The sequence below is a fragment of the Actinomycetota bacterium genome (assembly GCA_030682655.1).
Lineage (GTDB): Bacteria > Actinomycetota > Coriobacteriia > Anaerosomatales > JAUXNU01 > JAUXNU01.
The window spans coordinates 1-24,204 of record JAUXNU010000074.1 but is presented as its reverse complement, the minus strand read 5'-3'; the positions used below and the strand labels follow the sequence as shown (position 1 = coordinate 24,204).

At 63.6% G+C, this 24,204-nt stretch carries 27 protein-coding genes; all 27 read right to left on the bottom strand.

Features of this window, described 5'->3' with window-relative positions; translation table 11 throughout:
- Positions 1-209: 209 nt before the first annotated feature.
- Entirely contained in the window at positions 210-995 is a 786-nt protein-coding gene (locus Q8K99_04525) for a hypothetical protein (GenBank protein ID MDP2181818.1), read from the bottom strand.
- A 188-nt stretch (positions 996-1,183) separates the two neighbouring features.
- Positions 1,184-2,914 carry a proline--tRNA ligase gene (locus Q8K99_04520; GenBank protein MDP2181817.1) on the bottom strand — a complete coding sequence of 577 codons (1,731 nt, stop codon included), beginning with the start codon at positions 2,912-2,914 and terminating at the stop codon, positions 1,184-1,186.
- A gap of 90 nt (positions 2,915-3,004) precedes the next feature.
- Positions 3,005-3,397 carry a hypothetical protein gene (locus Q8K99_04515; GenBank protein ID MDP2181816.1) on the bottom strand — a complete coding sequence of 131 codons (393 nt, stop codon included), beginning with the start codon at positions 3,395-3,397 and terminating at the stop codon, positions 3,005-3,007.
- 81 nt (positions 3,398-3,478) lie between these two features.
- A complete protein-coding gene (gene ispG, locus Q8K99_04510; GenBank protein ID MDP2181815.1) occupies positions 3,479-4,543 on the bottom strand; it encodes a flavodoxin-dependent (E)-4-hydroxy-3-methylbut-2-enyl-diphosphate synthase in 1,065 nt (354 codons plus the stop codon).
- A 25-nt stretch (positions 4,544-4,568) separates the two neighbouring features.
- Positions 4,569-5,849, bottom strand: coding sequence for a M50 family metallopeptidase (locus tag Q8K99_04505; GenBank protein ID MDP2181814.1), 1,281 nt, complete (start codon positions 5,847-5,849; stop codon positions 4,569-4,571).
- A 99-nt stretch (positions 5,850-5,948) separates the two neighbouring features.
- Positions 5,949-7,091 carry a 1-deoxy-D-xylulose-5-phosphate reductoisomerase gene (gene dxr / locus Q8K99_04500; protein ID MDP2181813.1) on the bottom strand — a complete coding sequence of 381 codons (1,143 nt, stop codon included), beginning with the start codon at positions 7,089-7,091 and terminating at the stop codon, positions 5,949-5,951.
- Positions 7,091-7,921 (bottom strand): phosphatidate cytidylyltransferase, encoded by an 831-nt coding sequence (locus tag Q8K99_04495; GenBank protein ID MDP2181812.1) that lies wholly within the window; start codon positions 7,919-7,921, stop codon positions 7,091-7,093. Before Q8K99_04495 ends, dxr begins: the two co-directional genes overlap by 1 nt.
- Positions 7,918-8,697: an isoprenyl transferase gene (locus tag Q8K99_04490; GenBank protein ID MDP2181811.1), complete on the bottom strand. Its 780-nt coding sequence runs from the start codon at positions 8,695-8,697 to the stop codon at positions 7,918-7,920. The genes Q8K99_04495 and Q8K99_04490 overlap by 4 nt, the downstream gene beginning before the upstream one ends.
- A 5-nt stretch (positions 8,698-8,702) precedes the next feature.
- The gene (gene frr / locus Q8K99_04485) at positions 8,703-9,260 is read right to left on the bottom strand and encodes a ribosome recycling factor (protein MDP2181810.1); all 558 of its coding nucleotides are present in this window, start codon (positions 9,258-9,260) and stop codon (positions 8,703-8,705) included.
- Positions 9,257-9,982 (bottom strand): UMP kinase, encoded by a 726-nt coding sequence (gene pyrH / locus Q8K99_04480; GenBank protein ID MDP2181809.1) that lies wholly within the window; start codon positions 9,980-9,982, stop codon positions 9,257-9,259. The genes frr and pyrH overlap by 4 nt, the downstream gene beginning before the upstream one ends.
- A gap of 113 nt (positions 9,983-10,095) precedes the next feature.
- On the bottom strand, positions 10,096-10,992 hold the full coding sequence (gene tsf / locus Q8K99_04475) for a translation elongation factor Ts (protein ID MDP2181808.1): 897 nt from the start codon (positions 10,990-10,992) through the stop codon (positions 10,096-10,098).
- A gap of 56 nt (positions 10,993-11,048) precedes the next feature.
- Positions 11,049-11,903: a 30S ribosomal protein S2 gene (gene rpsB, locus Q8K99_04470; GenBank protein MDP2181807.1), complete on the bottom strand. Its 855-nt coding sequence runs from the start codon at positions 11,901-11,903 to the stop codon at positions 11,049-11,051.
- A gap of 180 nt (positions 11,904-12,083) precedes the next feature.
- A complete protein-coding gene (locus tag Q8K99_04465; GenBank protein ID MDP2181806.1) occupies positions 12,084-12,671 on the bottom strand; it encodes a response regulator in 588 nt (195 codons plus the stop codon).
- Positions 12,672-12,704: 33 nt separating this feature from the next.
- Complete coding sequence (gene whiG, locus Q8K99_04460; GenBank protein ID MDP2181805.1) at positions 12,705-13,487, bottom strand: RNA polymerase sigma factor WhiG; 783 nt, start codon at positions 13,485-13,487, stop codon at positions 12,705-12,707.
- Between the two features lie 28 nt (positions 13,488-13,515).
- Positions 13,516-14,412: a site-specific tyrosine recombinase gene (locus tag Q8K99_04455; protein ID MDP2181804.1), complete on the bottom strand. Its 897-nt coding sequence runs from the start codon at positions 14,410-14,412 to the stop codon at positions 13,516-13,518.
- Positions 14,409-15,764 carry a methylenetetrahydrofolate--tRNA-(uracil(54)-C(5))-methyltransferase (FADH(2)-oxidizing) TrmFO gene (gene trmFO, locus Q8K99_04450; protein ID MDP2181803.1) on the bottom strand — a complete coding sequence of 452 codons (1,356 nt, stop codon included), beginning with the start codon at positions 15,762-15,764 and terminating at the stop codon, positions 14,409-14,411. Before trmFO ends, Q8K99_04455 begins: the two co-directional genes overlap by 4 nt.
- Positions 15,765-15,807: 43 nt before the next feature.
- Positions 15,808-16,671, bottom strand: a complete 864-nt coding sequence (gene dprA, locus Q8K99_04445; GenBank protein ID MDP2181802.1) for a DNA-processing protein DprA — start codon at positions 16,669-16,671, stop codon at positions 15,808-15,810.
- A complete protein-coding gene (locus Q8K99_04440) occupies positions 16,668-18,173 on the bottom strand; it encodes a YifB family Mg chelatase-like AAA ATPase (protein MDP2181801.1) in 1,506 nt (501 codons plus the stop codon). The genes dprA and Q8K99_04440 overlap by 4 nt, the downstream gene beginning before the upstream one ends.
- Positions 18,170-18,532 carry a YraN family protein gene (locus tag Q8K99_04435; protein MDP2181800.1) on the bottom strand — a complete coding sequence of 121 codons (363 nt, stop codon included), beginning with the start codon at positions 18,530-18,532 and terminating at the stop codon, positions 18,170-18,172. The genes Q8K99_04440 and Q8K99_04435 overlap by 4 nt, the downstream gene beginning before the upstream one ends.
- Before the next feature lie 83 nt (positions 18,533-18,615).
- Positions 18,616-19,392 (bottom strand): ribonuclease HII, encoded by a 777-nt coding sequence (locus Q8K99_04430; GenBank protein MDP2181799.1) that lies wholly within the window; start codon positions 19,390-19,392, stop codon positions 18,616-18,618.
- Between the two features lie 104 nt (positions 19,393-19,496).
- Positions 19,497-19,841, bottom strand: coding sequence for a 50S ribosomal protein L19 (gene rplS / locus Q8K99_04425; GenBank protein MDP2181798.1), 345 nt, complete (start codon positions 19,839-19,841; stop codon positions 19,497-19,499).
- Between the two features lie 129 nt (positions 19,842-19,970).
- Positions 19,971-20,591 (bottom strand): signal peptidase I, encoded by a 621-nt coding sequence (gene lepB, locus Q8K99_04420; protein ID MDP2181797.1) that lies wholly within the window; start codon positions 20,589-20,591, stop codon positions 19,971-19,973.
- Positions 20,584-21,327 (bottom strand): tRNA (guanosine(37)-N1)-methyltransferase TrmD, encoded by a 744-nt coding sequence (gene trmD, locus Q8K99_04415; protein MDP2181796.1) that lies wholly within the window; start codon positions 21,325-21,327, stop codon positions 20,584-20,586. Before trmD ends, lepB begins: the two co-directional genes overlap by 8 nt.
- A gap of 2 nt (positions 21,328-21,329) precedes the next feature.
- Positions 21,330-21,851 (bottom strand): ribosome maturation factor RimM, encoded by a 522-nt coding sequence (gene rimM, locus Q8K99_04410; GenBank protein MDP2181795.1) that lies wholly within the window; start codon positions 21,849-21,851, stop codon positions 21,330-21,332.
- Between the two features lie 4 nt (positions 21,852-21,855).
- Complete coding sequence (locus Q8K99_04405; protein ID MDP2181794.1) at positions 21,856-22,104, bottom strand: KH domain-containing protein; 249 nt, start codon at positions 22,102-22,104, stop codon at positions 21,856-21,858.
- 8 nt (positions 22,105-22,112) lie between these two features.
- The gene (gene rpsP / locus Q8K99_04400) at positions 22,113-22,535 is read right to left on the bottom strand and encodes a 30S ribosomal protein S16 (protein MDP2181793.1); all 423 of its coding nucleotides are present in this window, start codon (positions 22,533-22,535) and stop codon (positions 22,113-22,115) included.
- A 143-nt stretch (positions 22,536-22,678) separates the two neighbouring features.
- Complete coding sequence (gene ffh, locus Q8K99_04395) at positions 22,679-24,025, bottom strand: signal recognition particle protein (protein MDP2181792.1); 1,347 nt, start codon at positions 24,023-24,025, stop codon at positions 22,679-22,681.
- Between the last annotated feature and the right edge of the window lie 179 nt (positions 24,026-24,204).

Sequence of the window (24,204 nt, the reverse complement as noted above, 5' to 3'; positions counted from 1 at the left end):
AATCCCCGGATATCAGCATGGTCGATCGCCGATTCCATGTGCCCGCCCGCTTGCATCTACTCAAGGGCGAAGACCACCCTGAGACCCACGAGGTTGACTGGCCATCTCATATCAACGTGTTACGGCATGAGCGGCGGGTTTCGCCGTCCATGTTGATTCTATCTCGCGCCGTCCGCTCGATGCCGGGGTTCGACAACAGGTCGTGGCTCTCAGTCTTCCGCTGGAATCGGGAGGAAGCTCACACCGGTTTCAAGCACTTGTGCGTCCGAGTAGGAGTGCCCTATCTCAAGGTCGCTGGTCACGGGGTCGTGCGCCCAAGCTCCCACGAAGACCGAAAGGCTGCCGGGTTCGGTGTGGACGAGCCACCATGAGATGGCGTCCTCTCCCTCCAGGCCCAGCAGGGCGACGTCGTCGTCACCGCCATCGACAAGTCGGTAGGCTTCGACGACGCCAAGGGCCGGAAGCGCGACCGGCGCCTGAGGGTCATATCGCCAGTATGGCGTCGAGGTGCTGATCTCGAACGCGCACGCTGCACCATCGACCGCTGCGACGGCTGCGTAGCCTCCGGTGAGACGAAGACGCGAAGCGAGTTCCGCTGTGGGGGTTGGGCGGCCAGGAGCGAGCGCTGCCAGTGGGATGACGTGCCGAACCTGCATCACCGAGCGTGCTTCAACGGGTGACGGCTTCCCCTCACTCCCTACCGCCCCGTAGTCCACGATGGGCGAGGGTATCGCCGGCGACGACTCATCCTTGATGGAGGCCCAGATCAACTCAGCAGCCTGCAGTGGCAATACCGAGGCCGGAACGCTGGTCTCCAGGCTGCGCTCAACCATGAGTATCGTGTCGCCGGAATCTTGCTCTGACTCTGCGGCCTGCGGCGTCTCTGCAGGGTCCGGCGTATCCACCTCGGTGGCACGAGCACAAGCGCTCGACATGATGACTGTCATCAGCAGCAGGATGCATGCCGCCAGCGCAACGGACGGTCTGTCGCGCATCCTCGCCCTCCCTGCTAGATGCCTGTTTGTCGAACCCTTGATTGAGCAGACTGTGTAAGCCACGTGTGCAGCTCTGGTTGCAGTGTAATCCTGTGCAACGGACGGGAACATACAGTCCCGGGACTCGCTCTCGGTTCTTACACAGTCTGCATAATCCCTGTGCACGCACGGGTTCCGCGCACGCCTCTCTAGTGCGCAAACATCGCCCGCTCGGCCTTCACGAGCTTCGCGACCGCCGCGGCAGCCTCCTCCAGTGGCACCTCGCCCCGCTCCCCCGTCGCGCGGTTCTTGAGCTCCACGATGCCGTTTGCGAGCCCCTTCTTCCCCACCACAATCTGAAGTGGGAACCCAACGAGCTCGTTGTCGGCGAATTTGACGCCGGGGCGCTCGTCGCGGTCGTCGATTACGACCTCCACGCCCGCATCGGCAAGTTGGTTCCAGATTCGCTCCGCGACCGGGTAGACCTCATCGTCCCCCACCGCAAGCGGGATGACCGTGACTTCAAGCGGAGCGACGCTCATCGGCCAAGTAATGCCCGATTCGTCGTTGTGCTGCTCGATAACGGCAGCTAGCGAGCGAGACACGCCCACGCCGTAGCAGCCCATGAGGAACGGCTTCTCGGTGCCGTCCTCGTCGGTGAAGGTCGCACCCATCGACTCGGAGTACTTCGTTCCGAGCTGGAACACCTGGCTCACTTCGATGCCGCGCGCGCCTATAAGCACGCCGCCGCACTCGGGACAGCCGTCGCCGGGCTGCGCCACCACGAGGTCCTCCCACTTGCCGACCTCGAAGTCTCGCCCTGGCATAGCCCCGACGAAGTGGTAGTCGTTCTCGTTGGCGCCGATGCCCCAGGACACGTGGTTCTCAAGTGACTTGTCGGCCACCACGATCGTCCTCGCGACCGGCCCGACAGGTCCGAGCGAGCCTTTGGGGATTCCGTACTTCTCGAAGTCCTCCTCGGCCAGCAGTTCGACGCCGGAAATCGCCCAGCCGGCCTTGATCGGATTGAGCTCCCGGTCGCCGGGCACGCAGAAGAACACGAGCGTGCCGTCCTCGGTCTTGCCGGCCATCGTCTTGACGGTGTCGTGCTCCGCCAGGCCAAGGAACTCCGAGAGATCCGCAATCGTGCGGATGTCGGGCGTGTGCACTTTCTGCATCTCAACGGGCTCGGTGACCGCGGGGTGCCTCGGCACGACCGTCTCGGCGGCCTCGACGTTGGCGGCCCACCCGCACTCGCAGTACACAAGCGCGGCCTCGCCGTTCTCGGCAAGCGCCATGAACTCGGTCGTGACCTTGCCGCCGATCTGTCCGGATTCTGCCTGCACGGGGCGGTACTCCAGCCCCAGGCGCTCGCAGATGCGCCCGTAGGCGTGCGCCTGCGCGTCGTAGTGTTCCTGCAGAGACTCCTGGGTCGCATGGAAGCTGTACGCGTCCTTCATGATGAACTCGCGGCCGCGGAGCAGCCCGAACCGGGGCCGGACCTCGTCGCGGAACTTCACCTGGATCTGGTAGAGCGAAAGCGGCAGCTGGCGGTAGGAGCGGACCTCGTTGCGCACGGTCGCGGTGATGATCTCTTCGTGTGTGGGACCAAGGCAGAACTCGCGGCCGTGACGGTCGGTCAGGCGCATCAGCTCGGGGCCGTAGTCGGCCCAGCGGCCGGACTCGTGCCACAGCTCGGCGGGCTGGACCGCTGGCATCATCATCTCCTGTGAACCGATCGCGTTCATCTCTTCGCGCACGATCTGCTCGACCTTGTGAAGGGCGCGCCACCCAAGCGGCAGGAAGGTGTAGATGCCTGCGGCGACCTTGCGTAGCATTCCGGCGCGCAGCAGCAGCCGGTGGGAGGAGACCTCGGCCTCTGCCGGGACTTCCTTGAGTGTCGGGACGTGCAGCTTGCTCATGCGCAGCGCGACTCTCATGCGTCAGTTCTCTCCTTGGCGAATCGATGAAACAGGCCGCGCCCTGTTGAAGGCACGGCCTGCGCGTGCGAAAGGGTTCTGCCGGACAGTCTACCCGATGCCGCGGTCTGCGGGGTGGTAACTGTGCAGCAGCTCCTGGCTGTCCGCCGCGAGGCTGATGATGAGGCGGGCCGTCAGGTCGTGCACGATGATGGTCGTGCGGTTGTCTCGCTCCACGAAAGCGTCCTTGAGGCGCTGCTTGACGGCCGGATCGCCGGAAACCTCGATGATGAGGTCGATCTCGTCCCCACGCTCGGCGAAGACGGTCGCATCTTCCACGAACGGAACATCGCGCTCGACTGCGAGAACCGCGCCGGGGCTGTTCGGGTCTGTGTCCGCCAGACCGACTACCTCGATGAACGGCCTGCTCAGGAAGTCCTGCAGCAGCGGCATTCCGGTCCTGCCCCCACCAACGATTGCAACCCGGACCCTCTGTTCCGTCATGTGTCCTCCTCTTGTCCCTGGACGAATCCGCAGACGCGGAGTGATTCCACACGCAGCATACCCCGCTTTGGCCAGCGAGTCTTACGAAGTGTGAGATTCGAAGCGGTCGATCTCTTCCATGAGCGCCTCGACGATCTCTGACTCGGGAACCTTGCGTAGTGGCTCTCCATGGGCGAAGAGCAGCCCGACGCCCTTTCCGGCGGCCACGCCGATGTCGGCCTCGCGAGCCTCTCCCGGTCCGTTCACTACGCAGCCCATCACGGCGACCTTGATCGGCGTGCGCCGCGCGGCGAGCCGTTGCTCGATCTCGGTGGCTATCGGGATGAGGTCGACCTCGCAACGCCCGCAGGTCGGGCAGCTCACGAGCTCGGGCGTACGCCTGCGGATGTCGAGCGCGGCAAGGATCTCCCAACCCACGCGGACCTCCTCGGCAGGGTCGGCTGTGAGCGAGACGCGCAGCGTGTCGCCGATGCCCTCGTCGAGCAGGATGCCAAGGCCCACGCTCGACTTCACGGTGCCGGCGACAAGCGTCCCGGCTTCGGTCACCCCGATGTGGAGCGGATACGGCAGCTCGTCTGCGAGTCTTCGGTAGGCATCGACGGTGGCGCCAACGCTGGACGCCTTCGCGGAGACGACGATGTCGGCAAAGCCGCGCGACTCGAAGTGCGCGCAGAATGCGACTGCGCTCGCGGCGAGCTTCTCGGCAAGCGGCCAGTCGAGGTCGCCGTACTCCTCGGCAAGCGAGCCGGCGTTCACGCCGATGCGGATCGGGATGCCGGCCTGGCCTGCCGCGTCGATGACGGCGTCGACGCGGTCGGTGGCGCCGATGTTGCCGGGGTTGATACGGAGCTTGGCGGCTCCTCGGCCAGCTGCCTCGATCGCCAGACGGTGGTCGAAGTGGATGTCGGCGACCACGGGCAGAGGCGACGCGGCGCAGATGGCCTCGAAGCCGGGAAGTGCGTCGGCGTGCGGGATGGCGACGCGAACGATCTCGCAGCCCGCCTGGGCCAGCCGCGCGATTTGGGCGAGCGTGGCGTGCGCGTCGCGGGTGTCGGTGTTGGTCATCGACTGCACCGAGATGGGTGCTCCACCGCCTATGGCGACCGAACCGACCATGACCGGGCGTGCCTCGCGACGCGGTATCACGTGTTCCCCCTCCGCCGAACGAGCGCTACGCGTTGACGAAATAGCGCATGACGTCAGCGTACATGACGTAGCCGATGAAGGTGAACAGCACGAGGGCGCCTGCGAGCGAAAGTCCCAAAGTCACGCGGCGGTCAAGCGGCTTGCCCACGAGCTTCTCTACGATCTCAAGCACGATCTTGCCGCCATCGAGTGGCGGTATCGGAAGCGTGTTCATCACGCCAAGGACCATCGACAGCAGCGCAATCCACCATGCGTAATCGAGCGGGCCGTTCTTGGCGGCCTCGGCGACCTCGACGCTGATGCCGATGATGCTTCGCGCGCCCTTGATCGAACGCTCGAAAGTCGCAGGCCGGAAGAAGTCACCGATGGCGACGAATACCTTTCCGGTCCACTTGAACGACTCAAGCAGCGCCTCGGGCGCCGTGAGTTCCACGTGCTTGATATCGGCCGCAACGCCAAGGAACCCGCCACCCGTATCGGGCGACTCGACCAGTGTGATATCGACGGTCGTGGGCTCACCGTTGCGCTCGTAGGTCACCGCTAGTTCCGTGCCGGGCTCAGTGTCGGCGATGGTTTCCGAGAATTCCATCCACTGCGTGACCAGATTGCCGTCGACGGCCGTGATCGTGTCCCCGGCTCTCATCCCGGCTGACTCCGCCGGATACCCCTCAGAGATGTCCGCCAGCGTGAGGGACGGGGTGTAGTAGCCCCAGATGCTCAGCACGATCGTGAAGACGAGGAGGGCGGTGGCGATGTTGGTGACGACCCCGCTGGCAAGCACGGTGATGCGCTTCCAGGTCGGCAGGCCCCGGTAGGTCTCCGAGCGGGCGCGGTCCAGCAGCTCCTGTGCCGTGACGCGTCCGTCATCCTCGACGGTAGAGTGGTAGCGACCAGGGATCGCCTCGTCTTCGACAACGGCGCCCCAGTCCGCGAGCGTGTACAGCAGCGAGGCCGCACGATCGCGGTCCACGCCGAGCGCTATCGAGAGCGCGGGCGCGTCGATCGCCCCCGGCGTGCCTTCACGGGCGGCGAGCAGAAGCGCTTGAGCGAGGAGTTCGTCCTCGGCGCCGGGCTCCATCCCTGCGATACGCACGTAGCCGCCAAGCGGAATCGCAGTGATGCCAAAGACGGTCTTCTTGGTGTGCAGCCTGATAGCCGGGCCGGGAAGGCCGATCATGAACTCGTGGACCTTCACGCCGAAGGCGCGGGCAGCAAGGAAGTGACCCCCCTCGTGCAGGACGATCAGGATTGAGAAGGTCAGAACGCCCCAGAAGACGATGGTTGCGGCATCGGTGAACGTTGTCACTCTCGGCAACTCTCCTTGTCGGCAGTGTGCGGTCAGTGTCGCGGTGCTGTTGAGCAAAGTACACGCCAGAAGCCTCTAGGCGGCCGAACGATTCCCAGACTACAGAACGGATCCGGCTTCCGCACGCGCCCACGCGTCGACTGCCCGGATGTGGCCGACGGATTCGAGCGACTCACGTTCGTGGCGCTCCATGACGGCTGCGACCACGCGCTCGATGTCGAGGAAGCCGCAGCGGCGGTCCAGGAACGCAGCCACGGCGATCTCATTGGCGGCGTTCATGGCGGCCGGCATCGTGCCGCCGACGCGTCCGGCCTCAAGCGCCATTCTCAGGCAGCCGAACGTCTCCAGATCCGGCGGTTCGAAGTCGAGCGAGCCGAGCGTTGCGAAGTCGACCGGCGTGACCGGTGCTTCCCATCGGTGCGGATGGCTCAGTGCGTACTGGATCGGGATGCGCATATCCGTCGCGCCAAGGTGCGCCTTCACGCTGCCATCGGCGAACTCCACCATCGAGTGGATGCACGACTGCGGATGCACAACGATCGAGATATCGTCGAGTTTCGTGCCAAAGAGATGATGCGCCTCGATTGCCTCAAGGCCCTTGTTCATGAGCGTCGCGGAGTCGATCGTGATCTTGTGACCCATCGTCCATGTCGGGTGCGCAAGCGCCTGCTCCGCCGTGACGTGCGCGAGCCGCCCCCGATCCCATCCCCTGAACGGCCCTCCCGAAGCTGTGAGCCAGATTCGCGCCACATCGGCTGCCGGTTCGCCAAGGAGACACTGGTAGATTGCGGAGTGCTCGCTGTCGACAGGAATGATGGAGCCCGGCTCGGCGCGGCTGGTCACGAGATCGCCCCCGACAACCAGCGATTCCTTGTTGGCGAGAGCGAGGATGGCACCTGAGTCCAGGGCTGCGATCGTTGCCTCGAGACCCGCGGCGCCTACGAGTGCGTTCAGTACGAGGTCGGCCCCGGCGTGTGCCGCAAGGTCGCGAACGGCCTCGGGGCCTGCTCCGACAGCGACGTCCGGGTGTGCGGTCGCAACCGACCGAGCAGCGGCAATATCCCCCATCGCCAGGTACCGGACGTCGAATGCGCGCGCCTGTTCGATGACCGCTTCCGCGCTGCTGTAGGCTGCGAGAGCCACAACCTCAACACGGTCGGGAAAGCGGGCTGCCACATCCAGCGACTGACGGCCAATCGATCCCGTCGACCCGAGAATGGCGACTCGCAGCGGTGTCGCCACTAGACGGCACCGCCAAAGACCAGCAGGTAGTAGGCCACGACCGAAACAAGAATCAGGCTGTCGAACCGGTCGAGAAAGCCACCGTGACCCGGCAGAAGGCGTCCGGAGTCCTTGATTCCCGCTTCGCGCTTGAGCCTGGACTCGGCGAGATCCCCGATCACGGCCGCGAGCGAAACGGCGATCCCCACCAGGACGTGTGTTCCTAGCGACACGGGCGAGTCGATGAGGTAGAAGACGCCTATCCACACCAGCACCGTGAACGAGGTACCGGCCAGGAAGCCCTCCCATGACTTGTTCGGCGAGATGCGCGGCGCCATCTTGTGGCGTCCGACGGTCGAGCCCACAAGGTAGGCGAACACGTCATTGGCCCAGACGCTCACAATGGTGGCGAGCGCGAGCTCGGTGCCGGAGTCGAGTTGACGTATCAGCACGAAGTGGGACAGCAGGAAGCCGACATACACCGCGCCGAAGACGGTCGTAGCAGTATCCGCAGTCCTCACCTGGCGAAACGCGATATGCCAAAGCAGCGCGAGTACGAGGAGACCGGTAACGACGGACATGAGTCCCAGGCGACCCCACAAGGCCGCCGCGATCGGCATCGTGCCTGAGGCGAGTACGCCGAACACCTCGTTGGGAAGGCGGTGTTCGCGACGGGTGATGGAGTAGAACTCGCCGACCCCCAACATCGCGACCAGCGAAACGAGCATCCCAAGTCCTAGCGGGCGCCCCCATATGATCGCCACGAGCGTCGCCACACCAATGATCGAGGCCGTGGCCACGCGAACCAGGAATCCGCCAAAGGGCTCCGTTGCGCTTCGGTCGCGACTCATGATCGGCCTCCGAATCTGCGGGAGCGTTGCTGGAAATCGACCACGGCACGCAGGAACTCCGTCCGGTCGAAGTCGGGCCACAGAGTGTCGGTGACGTAGATCTCCGAATACGCGATCTGCCAGAGAAGGAAGTTCGACACCCGCATCTCGCCGCTGGTGCGCACAAGTAGATCGGGATCGGGGATCCCCTCGGTATACAAGGAGCGGGCGACCGTATCCTCGTCGATCGCGTCGGCCTTGAGCACACCGGACTCCACCTTCGTCGCGATCGCCCTGACGGCGTCCGTGATCTCGACGCGCCCGCCGTAGTTGAGGGCGACAACCAGGTTGAGACTCGTGTTGCCGACGGTGGCCTTCTCGGTTGCAGCGAACGCGGCTGCGGTCGACGGCGGAAGGCCCTCGCGTTGTCCGATGACGCGCACTCGTACATCCATCTTCTGCAGGTTGGCGAGTTCGCGCTCAAGAACCTCGACGAACAGATCCATCAGTCCTGAGACCTCATCACGTGGGCGCGACCAGTTCTCAGAACTGAAGGAGTAGATGGTCAGATACTCGACCTTGAGTTCGAGAGCTGCAGCAATACTCTCTCGGACGGCCTTGGCACCTGCACGGTGTCCTGCCAGCCGCGGGAGGCCGCGGTTGGTCGCCCAACGCCCGTTGCCGTCCATGATCACGGCTACATGCCGAGGAGGACGTTCTGCGTCGAAATCCCGGAGGAGCGAGACGCTCTCGGCGCCCTTGAAGAAGTCAGCACCGGATGCTGCCGGAGACGTCACTCTCGTCAGAGCTCCATGATCTCGGATTCCTTGCGCTTCAGCGACTCGTCCACCTTCGCGATATGCGTATCGGTCAGCTTCTGGATATCGTCCTCGGCGCGGCGTAGGTCGTCCTGGCTCATTTCGCCGTCCTTCTCGGAGCGCTTGAGCTTCTCATTGGCTTCGCGCCTGATGTTGCGCACGGCGACGCGGGCTTCCTCGGCGTAGTGCTTGCACAACTTGACCAGTTCCCGGCGGCGCTCCTCGGTGAGCGGAGGGAACGGCAGGCGGATGACCTGGCCGTCGTTGGCCGGGTTGAGCCCCAGGTCCGAGGCCAGAATCGCCTTCTCGATGTTCTTGATGGCGGTCTTGTCGTACGGCGCGACCACGAGCATTTGCGGCTCCGGCACGCTTACCGAGGCGAGCTGCTGCAGCGGAGTGGGCGCGCCATAGTAGTCGATCTGCAGCCCCTCAAGGAGCGACCCTGACGCGCGACCCGTTCGCACGGTCGAGAACTCGTGGTTGAGAGCGTGGACGGACTTGTCCATCCGCTCGTCGGCTTCCTTGGTGATCTCTTTGATCATCGATCGGCTCCCCTCACAATCGTTCCCACGGGCTCGCCCATCAGGGCGCGCTGGATATTGCCTTCGGTCTCCATGTTGAAGACGATGATCGGCAGGTCGTTGTCCATCGAAAGGGAGATGGCCGTGCTATCCATGACCTGCAGTCCTCGGCTGAGTACTTCGATGTAGGTCAGCTCGTCGAACTTGACAGCATCTGGATTGGTCTTGGGGTCGGCATCATAGACACCGTCCACCTTCGTTGCCTTCATGATGCAGTCGGCGTTGATCTCGAGGGCTCTCAGTGCCGCGGTGGTGTCGGTCGTGAAGTACGGATTGCCGGTACCGGCAGCGAAGATGACCACGCGCCCCTTCTCGATGTGCCGGACGGCTCTGCGTCGGATGTAGGGCTCCGCGACCGCCTGCATCTCGATGGCGGACATCACCCGGGTGAAGACGCCGATGCGCTCCAACGCTTCCTGAAGTGCGAGCGAGTTCATGACAGTCGCGAGCATCCCGATGTAGTCGGCCTGGGAGCGGTCCATGCCCTTGGCCGAAGCGGCGATTCCTCGGAAGATGTTGCCGCCTCCGACGACTACTGCGACCTGCACGCCTGCGTCCGCAACCTGCTTGATCTGTGTGGCCAAGGAATCCAGGATCTTGGGATCGATGCCGTACCCGGCATCGCCCATGAGCGCCTCTCCCGAGAGCTTGAGAATGACGCGCTTGAACCGGAAGTCTGCCACAAGTGCCCCTCTCGTAGTGCGAGCAGTCGCCGTGTATCCCGAACAGCATACAGCAGACGAGCCGGCACGTGGTTGCACCGGCTCGTCCGTCATTTCATCGTTACGCGTGCGTGCTAATCGTCGCTCGACGCGGTCTCTCCAAGCAGCATCCGCTCGAAGCGAACGACGGTGATATCGGTGCCAAGCTCCTTGGCGGTACGCTCAAGGTGCTGCCTGACTGTGATGTCCTGGTCCTTGACGAAGAGCTGCTCAAGGAGTGCGACCTCCTTGAAGAACTTCTCGAGTCGACCCTCAGCGATCTTGTCCTGGATCTGCTCGGGCTTGCCGCTCTCTGCCGCCTGCGCCTTGAATATGCTCTTCTCGTGCTCGACGATCTCGGCGGGCACGCCCTCACGCGAAACCGCATAGGGACCGGCGGCAGCGATCTGCATGGCGACGTCCTTTGAGAATGCAGCGAAAGCTGCCGAGGAGGCCGCTTCCGCAGAGCCTGCGGCGATCTCAACCATGACGCCGATGTTGCCGACGCCGTGGATGTAGACGGTCACGGCGCCAGCATCGGAGCGAAGCTCGTAGCGGGCGAATCGCGACACGACGATGTTCTCGCCGAGCTTGCCTACGGTCTCGCCGATGACCTGCTCGACTGCGATATCGCGACCGGTCATCGTTCCGGCCATGAACTGGTCCATGTCAGCCGGATCGGTATGGCCGACGTGTGCGGCAAGTCCGTCAACGAACGCGCGGAAGTCGGCGTTGCGTGCGACGAAGTCCGTCTCGCAGTTGATCTCGACGAGCGTGCCGATACGGCCGTCATCAGAGACCCAACCGCCGACGATTCCCTCGTTCGTAGCGCGACCAGCCTTCTTGGCGAGGGCGGCCAGACCCTTCGTGCGAAGGATGTCGATCGCCGTGTCCATGTCGCCGTCGGCTTCGGTGAGCGCCTTCTTGCAGTCCATCATGCCCGCGCCTGTGCACTCGCGCAGGTCCTTGACCATCTTTGCGTTGATATCCATGGGTGGTCTACCTCCCTGGGTGCTAGAAGTTTCCTGTCGTCCGTGGCGGCTGCCCGCTACTCGGCAGCGGGCTCCACGGCAACTGCCTCGGCGGCCGGCTCAGCCATCTCCTCGGCAGGAGAGGCCGGGGCGGCCTCCGTATCGACAGGAGCTTCTTGTGCCGCGGCCGGAACGTCGGCCACGACGAGGGGAACGTCCTGGGGAGTGCTGACTACGGCGGGACCACCTGCGGCGTTGTTACCTTCAAGCACGGCGTCGGCGATGACTTTGCACATGAGCGCAACCGCGCGGATAGCGTCGTCGTTGCCCGGGATGACGAAATCGACCTCGTCAGGATCTGCGTTCGTGTCGACAAGGCCGATGATGGGAATGCGCAACCTGCGCGCCTCGGCGACGGCGATGGCCTCACGCTTGGTGTCCACAACGAACATAGCCTGGGGAGTCTCTTTCATGTGGCGCACGCCTGAGAGGTTGCGCTCGAGCTTGTCCATCTCCTTGCGCAGCATGAGCTGCTCTTTCTTGGGGAGCTTGGCCATCCTGCCGTCCTCGATCATCGTCTCAAGGGCGATGAGGCGGTCGACGCGGGTGCGCATCGTCACGAAGTTGGTGAGCATGCCACCGAGCCAGCGCTGATTGACGAAGGGCATGCCGGAGCGCTCGGCTTCGTTCTGGATGGGCTCTTGCGCCTGCTTCTTGGTTCCCACGAACAGCACGGATCCACCGCGGGCTGCAATGTCGCGTGTGAACGTGTAGCAGGCCTCAATCTCGCGCAGCGTACGCTGCAAGTCGAGAATGTAGATCCCGTTGCGCTCCGTGAAGATATAGGGCTTCATCTTCGGGTTCCAGCGCCGGGTCTGGTGCCCAAAGTGGACACCGGCCTCGAGAAGACTCTTCATCGAGACAGCAGACATAGTACTACCTCCAGTTCGGTTGTTCCTCCGCCCGCGTCACGCCCCGAAAGCGACCTGCAGCATCTTGTGCTTGCAGGCACCCGCTTCGGGATCGGCGAGCGTGTGAGTTAAGAGCCCGCGTAGGATACCACACGCACTCTAGTGTTCAAAGCGAAACCGCAGCCTGAGGAGGGGCCGGGACTAGTACTCCTTGCCGCACATCGGACACAGCAGATGTGCATCGTACCAGCCGGGCTTGTCGTAGCTCGGTACGAGCTCGAGATTGAGTTCGACTTCGCAGGCGGGACACCAGAAGCGTCGGGTGAGTTGAGCGTGCTCGACGAAGCGGTCGGCGTCCCCGGCGTGGTCGTTCACTGTGAGCTTGAAGGAGTCCGAGGTGACTTGGCCGCCGCTAATGCTCTCGAGTGTGATGCGTATCTTCTCGGCGACATCGGCGGGCTTCGCCTCGTTCTTGATGAGGTAGTCTATCGCCCCCATCGATATGCCTCGCTCGACGTCCGACTCCTGGCCCAGGTTGCTGAGAATCAGGACCGGGATGTCTCTGGTCCGCGGGTCGGCCTTGATGGCCTCGAGGGCTTCGAGTCCGCTCATCCTTGGCATGATGAGATCCAGCAGGATGAGGTCTACGGAGTTGGTGCGCAGCTGTGCTAGTGCATCGAGACCGTCGCCGGCAGACAGGACGGTATAGCCGTCCTGGGCGAGCTTGTCCGTGTAGATCCGTCGCAGCAGTTCGGTGTCTTCAACAACGAGAATCGTCTTGTTTGGCATCGCGGGCTCCTCCAAATGGCCGCGGTGGTCCGGTTACCCCGCGTATGCCTGAGCGGCATGTAGCCGCGCACGAAGGCGAATGACCGCCTTCGTGTGAAGCTGGCTCACGCGGGACTCGGTAACGCCTAGCACCTGTCCGATCTCCTTGAGGGTCAACCCCTCGTAGTAGTACAGCGCGATAACAATACGCTCGCGCTCCGGAAGCCGCTCGATCGCCCCGGCGAGGATGTCCTTGACTTCTTCGCTCTCGAACAGTGCGACAGGATCCTCGGCAGCGTCGTCGGGAATGGTGCCCATGACATTGCCGCGATCCTCGCGGTCGCCACCGACCCAGAGTTCCTCGAAGGACACCACAGAGGTGTAGGAAAGCTTGGTGAAGATCTCGTGGAGGTCCTTCACCGTAACGCCCATTTCCTTGGCGACTTCGGAATCGGACGGCACGCGCTTGAGCCGGCCTTCGAGCCGTACGTGTGCTTGCTCGATCTGCCGGGCGCGTGCCCGCACGGAGCGGGGTACCCAGTCCATTGCGCGGAGCTCGTCGATGATCGCGCCCTTGATGCGAGCGATCGCATACGTCTCGAACTTGATGCCGCGAGAGAGGTCGAACTTCTCGATAGCGTCGATCAGACCGAATATGCCGTAGCTGATGAGGTCGGCCGTGTCCACCGTCTGGGGTAGGCCCGACGAGAGACGACCCGCAACGTACTTAACAAGTGGCGAGAAGTTGAGGATGAGCTGCTCGCGCGCCTCAGCATCACCCTGATCTTTGTATGCGGCCCAGAGGGCGGACAAGTCCGTCCGTGGGTCTTCTTTCATGGATTTCGCCCCTATCGTGCGACTGCGGTCACGCTCTCGGATGCGTATCGCGATGAACCTCGCGCAGCCGCTTCCTGCCGACGTGAGTATAAATCTGGGTGGTGGACAGCGCAACGTGACCCAGAAGCTCCTGCACGGTTCGAAGGTCAGCACCGCCATCGAGGAGGTGGGTTGCGAAGGCGTGACGGATGATGTGCGGTGACACGTGGAGGTCGATGCCGATGGACGTCACATGACGGCTCAGGAGGCGGCGTACCGCATCGGCAGACAGCCGGTTGCCGCGGACCGATAGGAAGAGAGCCGAAGATTCCTGTCGCATGAGTTCGGGACGTGAATGCCGTATGTAGTCGGTCAGAGTATCGAGTGCTCGGCGATGGAGGGGCACGATGCGTTCCTTGGATCCCTTTCCCATGACCCGCACCGTCTGCTGGGCGAAGTCCACGTCTCCGAGATCGAGAGCCGAAAGCTCCCCGACCCGCATTCCGGAGGCGTAGAGAAGCTCAAGGACCGCCCTATCGCGCTTGCCTTCGGGGGTATCGGTCGCGGGCGCGGCGATGAGGGCATCGAGCACTTCGGTGGGCAGTATTCGGGGCAGCCTTCCCGGGCGTTTGGGTGTAGCCAACGCGATGGTCGGGTCGGTATCGACCAGACCCTCCTCGACCAGGAATGCGAACCAGGAACGCAAAGCGGACAGGCGTCGAGCGATCGTGCGCCTCGCGTACTGGGCCGCGTCCATCTCCGCGAGGTAGCTGCGCAGTTGCCTGTGCGTGGGTCCGAGAGGTTCGACCGCCACTCGAGTCGCCCAATCGAGATAGCGTTCGATGTCCGCTGCATACGCACGGAGCGTATGGGGTGACAACCGTCGTTCGACCCGGAGATGAGTCATGAAGCGGTCGACGGCCTGGGACGGGTCCACAGAGCTCACGGGAGCACCTCGACGGTCTGACGGAGGCTGTCCAGGCAGGCGTCCAGGTCCCGGTCAGCCCGGGCCGAGTACGCGGCGTACCGGTGCTGTTTTCCTCGGACCGGAGGGTCGAGTGGGGGCACGAGGCCCCAGTTCACGTGCATCGGCTGGTAGCCCGTTGTTGCCGCGTCGGTCGCGTAGGCGATGAGGGATCCGAGGGCGGTGGTCGGAGGCAGGACGACGTTCGGGGTGCCGGTCATGTCGGCGTAGGTGTTGAGCGCGGCCAGCAGGCCGCTTGAGATGGCTTCGGAATAGCCCTCGGTGCCGGAGAGCTGACCGGCGATGCGAATCCGGGGACAGGTTCGCACTGCGAGGGTGGCGTCGAGGACGGCCGGAGCATTGATGAACGTGTTGCGATGCATGACGCCGTAGCGGAGGAACTCGGCACGTCCAAGGCCGGGAATCATCGAGAAGACACGCCTCTGCTCTCCGAAGGTGAGATTGGTCTGAAAACCGACGAGATTGTAGGCGGTGCCGGAAGCGGTCTCTGATCGGAGTTGGACCACGGCCCACGGGCGTTCGCCGGTTCGAGGGTCGAGAAGCCCGACGGGCTTCATGGATCCGAATCGAAGCGCATCGGGACTGCGGCGCGCAATCTCCTCGACCGGCTGGCATGCGGCGAAGAGATCGGAGGTCTCGAACTCGTGAGCCCTGACGCGGTCGGCACCAACGAGTTCTGCTACGAAGGCGTCGTAGGCTTCCCGATCCATCGGGCAGTTGAGGTAATCCGCTCCCCCACCCTTGTCATAGCGGGACGCGGCGAATGCCACGTCGAGGTCGACTGACGATCCGTCCACGATTGGGGCGGAGGCGTCGAAGAACGCGAGTCGGTCAGGACCCACGAACTGCTCGAGCGCCTGTTGGAGGGCAGGACTCGTTAGCGGGCCTGACGCAACGATGACCGGACCATCGGGGGGAATCTCGGTCGCTTCTTCGCGCCGAAGCTCGATGTTGGGACTCGCTGCGACTTGTGCGGTCAGGGCAGCACCGAACGCGGTCCGATCGACCGCCAGCGCTGCACCGGCGGGGACCGATGACTGCCGCGCCAGCCGTAGAACCTCTGAGCCGAGAAGCCCGATCTCACGCTTGAGATGCCCTGCAGCCGTGACCGGATCGTCGCTCTTGAATGAGTTCGAGCACACCAGCTCTCCGAGGAGGTCCGTCTTGTGCGCGGCATTCAGAACGACAGGACGCATCTCGAGAAGGATGACCGATACTCCTCGGCGCGCCAGTTGAAGGGCAGCCTCGGTTCCGGCGAGGCCAGCCCCGATCACGGTCACCGCGCTGCCGGCGTTTGGGTGGTGGGAGTCCATTGTGTGATTGTACAGTCCCGGGATCGGGACGGCCGTTCCGGACTCACATTGGCAGACACCCCCACCTACCGTCCGGGAAGCGTCTGGCAAGTCGTCGTTCTTCAAGAACGGCAAGGACTCGTACGACCTCAACGATGTCCATTCCGAACTCCCGTGCGATGTCGTCGGGGCGCATAGGGTCGGCCACAAGCGCCGCTACAAGTCTGTCATCGCTGGCTTTGCACAGACTGGTTTCTGCGTGGCAACGAACGAGAGCAGGCACATCCAGCGCTTGAGCGAGTTCGGAGACGTCTGTGACCGGTGTGGCTCCTTGGCGGATGAGGCGGTTGGCACCGCGGGACTCCGGGGCAAAGATCGAGCCCGGGACGGCGCAGACGGTTCTCCCGGCGTCGAGCGCAAAGTCCGCTGTGGAGAAGGTACCGCTCGGCAGCGACGCCTCCACAACGAGAAGTGCGTGTGACAGACCGGCGATGATCCGGTTTCGCCGGACAAAGGCCCACCGCTTGGGAAGGGCTCCCCACGGAAGCTCAGAGAGGACGAGGCCGTCTCTACGGATGGTGTCGAGAAGAGCACCGGCTCCCGACGGGTAGTCGATGTCGGCGCCGCAGCCAAGGACCGCGACGGTCGGGCCCTCACGGTCAAGGGCGGCGTGATGCGCCGCCTGGTCGCACCCGATCGCCGCACCGGAGATGATGATGATCCCCTGCTGTGCGGCCCAGCCAGCGAAGATCTTGGCCGCGGTTCGTCCGTAAGGTGTCGCCTTGCGGGATCCGACCACGCCGAGGCCCTCGATAAGCAACTCATGCCGACCGATTCCGTAGAGGGTCTTCGGCGGGTCCGAGAGCGCTTTGAGGCATGTCGGGTACTCCCGATCGTCCAAGGTCAGCACGAACCGGTCGGGCTTCATGCCAGCACCGCACTTGTGTCCCAGGCACGGTATGCAAGCGCCTCGGCGAGGTGTCCGTACTGGACGGACGGACTCTCCTCCAGATCGGCAATGGTGCGCGCGACTCGCAGAACGCGGGTCACTCCCCTGCCAGACAGGCTTCTGTGACGGGCGGTATCGGCCAAGCGCTCGGCTGTAGCCCCTGTCAGCCGGCACGCTTCGAGCAAGTCACGACCCGCGAGTCGGGCAGGCGGTTCCGTGCCGCGGACTCGTGCGAACTCGCGCGCAGCGAGCACGAGTGGCATGACTGCGTTCGTGGAGATGCCGCTCCTTCCTTGGAGAATCAAAGAGGGATCGACGCGGTCCACTCGCAGCGATACGTCCATCCGATCCATCAGGGGGCCGCCTATCCGGTTGGCGTAGCGTGTGATGACCGCGGGCGGGCACTTGCAGGCGCGCTGTGGATCGCCGAAGAATCCACAAGGACAAGGATTCGCCGCAGCGACAAGGGCGAATCTCGTGGGATACCGGACGCGACCCTCCGCGCGGACCAGGGTCACGAAGCCGTCCTCGAGAGGCTGTCGGAGGGTCTGAAGGGACGCAGGTCCGAACTCCGGAATCTCGTCGAGGAAGAGGACTCCGTTGTGCGCCAGACTGGCTTCCCCGGGTCGCGGCGGGGTTCCTCCGCCTATGAGGCCCGCGACAGTGCATGAATGGTGCGGTGCGCGAAAGGGGCGACACCCGGTGAGCGGGACAGACTCATCAAGACCTGCGACCGAGTGGAGTAGAGCGGTCTCGAGCCGTTCTTCGTCGTCGAGCGGGGGCAGAAGCGCCGGTAGGCGGCGCGCAAGCATGGACTTGCCTGAGCCTGGAGGACCGATCAGCAGGACGTTGTGTCCGCCTGCAGCTGCGATAGTGATGACACGCACCGCGCATTCCAGCCCGACGACATCGGCAAGATCAGGTTGAGGAAGAACAGTGACCGGTCTGTTCGCAATCCGGGGTGACGGGCGATTCGGTACTCGGATTCCCGCCAGAGACACGAGAGGATCTGTGTCAAGGCCCGGAAGAGCCTCGCCGCACCGGGAGATCTCCGGCGGCCCCATGAGGACCAGTTCGCGGTGGCGGGCCGAGCGAGCGTGTGCCAGCAGGCCGGCCAGGGATCGCACACTGCCGTCGAGCGCAAGCTCCCCCACGACATATCGGTCCAAGAGCATGTCAGGCGACACTTGCCTGGTAGCCGCCAAGACACCTAGCGCTATCGGCAGATCGAACCCGGTTCCATGCTTGCGAAGGGGCGCCGGCGCGAGATTGACGACGATTCGAGCCGAGGGGAAATCGAACCCGACGCAGCGAAGCGCGGACCGCACTCTCTCTCGCGCTTCGAGCACAGCTGCGTCTCCCAGACCCACGATTTGAAAGCACGGAAGACCCGATGAGACATCTACCTGGACCTCCACGGGGAGCGATTCGATTCCCACGAGAGTTCCGGTGTGGACTACTGACTGTCCTCGCGAGTTCATTGGGCCATGAATGCGGCCCGGTGATGTCGCAGAAGGGCGCGATCCGAGGAGATGGCGCGAATGGCTACGACGTCGAAACGGACATCGCAATCGGACAGACCGGCGTGTTGGACGTACGCAGCCGCGAGCCGAATGAGGCGCTTCTGTTTCGTTGGCGAGACCGCTTCTTCCGGTGCGCCCCGTGTCGCGCTTCGCCTGGTCTTGACCTCAACGAGAACGACACTGTCTCCATCGAGTGCGACGATGTCGACCTCGCCCGAGCGACATCGCCAGTTTCTCTCCACGATGGTCATACCTGCGCGCTCGAGATAGGCCGCAGCCGCCTCTTCGCCTCGCGCACCGATCTCCTTGGCATCCATGCCCTCCCCCTTCTGTTGATGAGGGCATGGTGACAGTCCCGTACAAACAGGGCCTTTCCGGAGTCTAACCAGGCACGTGCGAGCTAGAAGAGCCTCGTGTTGGTGCAGGGAGCGAATGATCTGCGGTGAAGGCTGCACGGGCCGTGCTCGGCAATGGCCGACGTGTGCTCTGACGTGCCGTAGCCTTTGTTGACTTCGAAGCGGTACGCCGGGTACTGGTCTGCGAGAGTGCGCATCAGGGCATCGCGCGTCACCTTCGCGACTATGGATGCAGCGGCCACAGAAGCCACAAGTGAGTCACCTTTGACCACAGCGGTCTCACTTGGCGAGATATTCATGCGCAAGCCGTCCACGACAACGTGGTCGGGAGATGGATCGAGCCCAGCGAGCGCCAGCGACATCGCCCGCCGCGTCGCCGCAGCAATGCCGAGGAGATCTATCTCCGCGGGTGACACGTGAGCGACGCGGGAAGTCACTGCCACTTCCTCGATCACGGCTGCGAGGTCTTCTCGCCGCGCCGGAGTGAGCTTCTTGGAGTCATCGAGACCTGGGATCATGACGTCGAGAGGCAGAACGACAGCTGCTGCCGTCACCGGGCCGGCGAGCGCGCCGCGCCCGACCTCATCGATCCCAGCGACGCACGCGAATCCCTGTTCGTGGAGCGTCCGCTGAAGTCGGAAGAGGGCACGAAGCCGGTCGGACTCGGCGTGACTCCGCTCCAGGCGTCGGCGAGCAGCCGCTATCGCGCTCTGTACACCTGCGCGTGGGTCCTGCGAGTGAAGGTCGATCAGGTCGGAGAGTTCCTTGACGTCGGCCAATGCAAGAAGCTCACGGCATCGGGCCACAGAGTCGTGTTCCACGCATGGACTCCCATCGAAGCGGTGCGTTCGGCGCCAGTATAGCGCGAGACCCACCGGACGTCCGGCGGGTCTCGCGTGCGTAGCTGTGCAAGTCAAGCCCTGTGCTAGTAGCTCTTCTCCTTGAGGCGGGCGGCCTTGCCGACCTTGTCGCGGAGGAAGTACAGCTTCGAGCGGCGGACCTTGCCCCGTCCGATGATCTCGATCTTGACGATCTTGGGCGAGTGCACGGGGAACGTGCGTTCCACCCCTACGGCGAAGGATATCTTGCGGACAGTGAACGTTTCCCGGTTGCTGGCGCCGTGGCGGCGAATGATGACACCTTGGAATATCTGGATGCGCTCGCGGGTGCCCTCAACGACCTTGTAGCTGACCTTCACGTTGTCGCCGACCTGGAAGTCGGGCAGGTCGTCGCGAATCTGCTGCTGCTCAAGTGCACGGATGGTGTCCATCGGAATCCTCTTGTCCTGGTGGTGCGGTTACGGGCGGTCTTACAGACACGGCTGCAAAGTATAGCCCACGCAACAACATGAGGGCAAACACCCCCGGCCATGCGTCTCCGGACGGGGCAGCGAGGCGAATCAGGGCGCGCTGGAGAAGCTCCCGATATGCGAGAGCGGCCAGTATATGGCGAAGGCGCGACCGTGGACCGCGCTGACCGGCTGTGGGCCAAGGAAGCGGCTATCTCCGCTGTTGGGGCGGTTGTCGCCCATGAGCCACACGTGACCGTCCGGGACGATCAGAGGCAACGCGACCGTTCCGGGCGTGGTGTCGACATCGTGGAGGTAGGGTTCGGACAACGCCTTGCCGTCGACGATCACCTTGCCGTCGACTACGTCCACTGACTGACCCGCCACAGCGATGACGCGCTTGATGAGCTGGGGATACCGGTCCGCCGGATCATCGAACACGACGATGTCTCCCTGCCGAGGAATGCGCCACCGGAAGCTGAGCTTCTCCGCCAGTACCCGGTCGCCGGTCATGATTGTCGGCTCCATGGAGCCCGTCGGTATGACATACGGCTGGAGTACGAACGCCTTGATTCCCTGGGCCAACGCGAAGGCGAGTGCGACCATGAGAACCGTTTCGAGTATCCAGCGCAGCGTCCCACCCTGTTTGTGATCGTGTTCCGGAGCCGGGGGCATCTCCGGTTCCGAGTCCTCAAGAGGCTGGTATGGTTGTGGGTTGAACTCGTCAGTCACGGGCAGTGCTCCCTTCGATCGCCTCTCGGGCGATAGTTCGCTCTTCGTCTGTCAGTTCAGCTGAGTCCAAGAGATCTGGACGCCGTCGAGCGGTCACACGTATTGCCTGCTCTCGACGGAACCTGGCTATCCTCGCGTGATCGCCACTCAGCAGAACGTCCGGAACGCTCATGCCTTCGAACTCCGGCGGGCGCGTGTACTGAGGATACTCGAGAAGCCCTGTCGTGAACGACTCCTCGTCTGTGGAGTCTTCGTGTCCAAGGACCCCGGGGACAAGCCGGATGACAGAGTCGATCACGACCATGGCTGCGAGCTCCCCGCCCGTGAGCACGTAGTCGCCGATCGATAGCTGCATGTCTGCCAGCGTGAGAGCTCTCTCGTCGAACCCCTCGTAGCGCCCGCACACAAAGACGAGCCGTTCGTAGACCGAGAGGTCCTCGGCAATGCGCTGATCGTGCCGCGTCCCCGAAGGTGTAAGGAAGACGACGTGTGCGATTGCGGGATCCATGGCAACGACGTCGCGAACAGCCGCGAAGAGAGGCTCCGGCTTCATGACCATCCCCGGGCCGCCACCGTACGGGTAGTCGTCAGTCGTACGATGACGATCCGTCGTCCAATCACGCAGGTCGTGGACGTGAAGGTCGAGGTGACCCTTCTCGCGAGCCAGTCCCACCATCGACGCAGACATCGGACCGGTGAAGATCTCAGGGAGAATCGTGATGACATCAACGCGCATGCCTACTCCTCGTCCGGCATGAGACCGGGTAGCAGGCGGACGCGAATCAGCTCGTTCTCCTCGTCGATGTCGATGACGACATCATCGATGACCGGTAGCAGGACCTCGCGACCGGTCTCATTCCTGACGACCCAGACGTCGTTGGCGCCTGTGACTATCGTCTCGACGACTGTCCCGAGATGGCCGCGGTCTTCATCGATAACGTTCAGTCCGCACGGGTCGAATGGATCTATGAGCCATTCCTCGGGTAGTTCAGATTCGAGCAAGGTGACGGACCTGCCACGCAACGCCTCCGCGGCGTCGATCGAATCGATGCCGAGCAGCTTGACGAGAGGGCCCTTGGGGCCGGAGCGGACGCTTTCGACGGTCCGAGGAATCGCGACTCCCGGGGGCGGGACGATCCACACCGAACGACCCTCGAGGAACGCAAGAGGGAGGTCCCTGGTCGCCATGACCGAGATCTCCCCCTTCAGTCCGTGGGGTTTGACGACTCGACCGATCGCGGCGTACGTCGGGCGGTCCACAGGGCTAGCCGATGACGTCGACGTCCACCTGGTCACCGTTGACGCTGGCGGCCGCCCTCACGAGGGTCCGAATCGCCTTGATTATGCGTCCCTGGCGCCCGATGACCTTGCCGACATCGTCGGGGGCGACCGTGACTTCGTAGGTTGTCGCTACGTCAGACGCCCTGGCGTTGATCTGGACACTGTCCGGCTCGTCAACCAATGACGTGATCAGATAGCGTACGAGAGACTCTGTATCCGCTTGACGGGTCATCAGCATCGCTACTCGTCGTCAGTTTCCGCGGAGACCTCTTCAGCCGGAGCTTCTTCGGCTGCGGCTTCTTCGACAGGAGCCTCCTCGACAACCGGTGCCTCGGCGGCCTTCGTGGCGGCTTCCGCTTTGGCGGTAGCCTTCGCAGCTGCCTTCTTGGAGACCTTGTCGGTCTTGTCCGGGGCTGGGGCCTCGGGGTTCTTGGCGATTGCGACAAGCTTGGCGACGGTCTCGCTCATCTGAGCACCCTTGGCCAGCCATGCGTCGACCTTCTCGACATCCATCTCAATGGTGCTCGGGTGGGTACGCGGGTTGTACCTTCCGAGAATCTCGATGAAACGACCGTCACGTGGCGAGCGGGAATCGGCCGCGACGATGCGGTAGAACGGTGCCTTCTTGGCACCGGCGCGCGCCAGACGGATCTTGACTGCCAACGGTTCACCTCCGGGTAATGCGGCCATAGCGGCCACGTAAGCGCAAAACGATTGCTCATGATACGTCATACCCCCGACACGGTCAAAACAGCACAGGTGGGGAGCGTCGGCGCAGCCGCCGCCGTGTAGCCGGAAGACCGGGTCTACCCAGGGCCGCCGAAGCCGGGGGGCAGGCTGAACCGCCCGCGGCCCTTTCCTCCCTGCTTCTGGAACTGTTTCATGAGTTTCTTGGTCTGTTGGAACTGCTTGAGCAACTGGTTGACATCGAACACGGTGACCCCTGCTCCGCGCGCGATCCTCTCCCGTCGCGAGCCGCTGATCTTGTCGGGCTTCCGCCGCTCCAGAATCGTCATCGACTGGATGATCGCGTTGATGCGGTCAAGTTGGCTCTCGTCGATCTCCTGGTCCTTGAGCTGCTTGAGCTGTCCCGCCCCCGGCAACATGCCAAGGAGTCCGCCCAGGCCGCCCATCTTCTTGATCTGCCCGAGCTGCGACTGGAAGTCCTCGAGTGTGAAATCGGCCTTCAGTAGCCGTTTCTCGAGGTCCTCATCCATGTCGGCCTCGACGACCTCTTGGGCCTTCTCGATAAGCGAGACCACGTCTCCCATGCCAAGGATGCGCTTCGCCATCCGATCGGGGTGGAATGGCTCGAGCGCATCGAGCTTCTCTCCCACGCCGGCAAAGAGGATCGGCTTGCCCGACACCTTCTTGACCGACAGTGCTGCACCGCCGCGCGCATCGCCGTCGAGTTTGGTCATGATGACGCCGTCGAAATCGACGCGGGCAGCGAACGCTGTGGCCGCATTGACCGCGTCCTGCCCGGTCATGGCATCGATGACCATCAGGACCTGATCGGGTTTGACCGCGGTCTTGATGCGCGCGGCCTCATCCATCATCTCCTCATCCACATGAAGCCGTCCCGCGGTATCGACGAGGACGACATCCCTCATGTCGTCGATCGCGGCCCTAACGCCCTCGGTCGCGATGCGGACGGCATCGGTTCCCTCCCCGCGGTAGACAGGGATGTCGAGTTCACGACCGAGCGCCTCCAGCTGGTCGATAGCGGCCGGACGGTAGACATCGCACGCAACCATGAGGGGGCGTCGGCCCTTCTTGCGTAGGTGGTTTGCGAGCTTCGCCGTGGCGGTTGTCTTGCCCGAGCCTTGAAGGCCGACCATGACCACGACGTTGGGCATACGACTGGAAAACACGAGCCCGGACGAGTTTCCGCCAAGAAGGCCGGTAAGCCCTTCGAGTACGATCCGGATGACCGTCTGACCCGGCGTCAGGCTCTTGGTGACCTCGGTGCCGATCGCACGCTCGCGCACTGCGGAGACGAACTCCTTGACCACCTTGAAGTTGACGTCGGCTTCGAGCAACGCAAGACGGATCTCACGCATGGCCGCTTCGACGTCTGCCTCGGAAAGCCGCCCTTTGCCGGTGAGGTCCGCGAAAACGCTCTGAAGGCGATCTGCGAGGTTCTGGAACATACATGTGCTCCCTGTTGAGGTCGTGGCGTCGGTCAACACTAGCCTCGATATTTCACGAAGGTCGCCGAGCCGGTTCTGAAGTTCCGAATCGACCCTCCTGCCACGATATCGCATCTGTCTGAGCGTCGCTCACGTCACCCGTGGCCCTTCGCGAGCCCGGACGGGTCTTCCAGGGCCGT

What these genes read in the sequence shown, in the direction of transcription:
- rplS (MDP2181798.1), bottom strand. Translation starts at nt 19,841, where the DNA reads ATGGACACCATCCGTGCACTTGAGCAGCAGCAGATTCGCGACGACCTG.
- Q8K99_04520 (MDP2181817.1), bottom strand. Translation starts at nt 2,914, where the DNA reads ATGAGAGTCGCGCTGCGCATGAGCAAGCTGCACGTCCCGACACTCAAG.
- Q8K99_04405 (MDP2181794.1), bottom strand. Translation starts at nt 22,104, where the DNA reads ATGACCCGTCAAGCGGATACAGAGTCTCTCGTACGCTATCTGATCACG.
- trmFO (MDP2181803.1), bottom strand. Translation starts at nt 15,764, where the DNA reads ATGGACTCCCACCACCCAAACGCCGGCAGCGCGGTGACCGTGATCGGG.
- frr (MDP2181810.1), bottom strand. Translation starts at nt 9,260, where the DNA reads ATGATCAAAGAGATCACCAAGGAAGCCGACGAGCGGATGGACAAGTCC.
- dprA (MDP2181802.1), bottom strand. Translation starts at nt 16,671, where the DNA reads ATGAAGCCCGACCGGTTCGTGCTGACCTTGGACGATCGGGAGTACCCG.
- Q8K99_04525 (MDP2181818.1), bottom strand. Translation starts at nt 995, where the DNA reads ATGCGCGACAGACCGTCCGTTGCGCTGGCGGCATGCATCCTGCTGCTG.
- ffh (MDP2181792.1), bottom strand. Translation starts at nt 24,025, where the DNA reads ATGTTCCAGAACCTCGCAGATCGCCTTCAGAGCGTTTTCGCGGACCTC.
- trmD (MDP2181796.1), bottom strand. Translation starts at nt 21,327, where the DNA reads ATGCGCGTTGATGTCATCACGATTCTCCCTGAGATCTTCACCGGTCCG.
- whiG (MDP2181805.1), bottom strand. Translation starts at nt 13,487, where the DNA reads ATGAAAGAAGACCCACGGACGGACTTGTCCGCCCTCTGGGCCGCATAC.
- Q8K99_04465 (MDP2181806.1), bottom strand. Translation starts at nt 12,671, where the DNA reads ATGCCAAACAAGACGATTCTCGTTGTTGAAGACACCGAACTGCTGCGA.
- Q8K99_04435 (MDP2181800.1), bottom strand. Translation starts at nt 18,532, where the DNA reads ATGGATGCCAAGGAGATCGGTGCGCGAGGCGAAGAGGCGGCTGCGGCC.
- Q8K99_04515 (MDP2181816.1), bottom strand. Translation starts at nt 3,397, where the DNA reads ATGACGGAACAGAGGGTCCGGGTTGCAATCGTTGGTGGGGGCAGGACC.
- tsf (MDP2181808.1), bottom strand. Translation starts at nt 10,992, where the DNA reads ATGGATATCAACGCAAAGATGGTCAAGGACCTGCGCGAGTGCACAGGC.
- Q8K99_04495 (MDP2181812.1), bottom strand. Translation starts at nt 7,921, where the DNA reads ATGAGTCGCGACCGAAGCGCAACGGAGCCCTTTGGCGGATTCCTGGTT.
- Q8K99_04440 (MDP2181801.1), bottom strand. Translation starts at nt 18,173, where the DNA reads ATGAACTCGCGAGGACAGTCAGTAGTCCACACCGGAACTCTCGTGGGA.
- rpsB (MDP2181807.1), bottom strand. Translation starts at nt 11,903, where the DNA reads ATGTCTGCTGTCTCGATGAAGAGTCTTCTCGAGGCCGGTGTCCACTTT.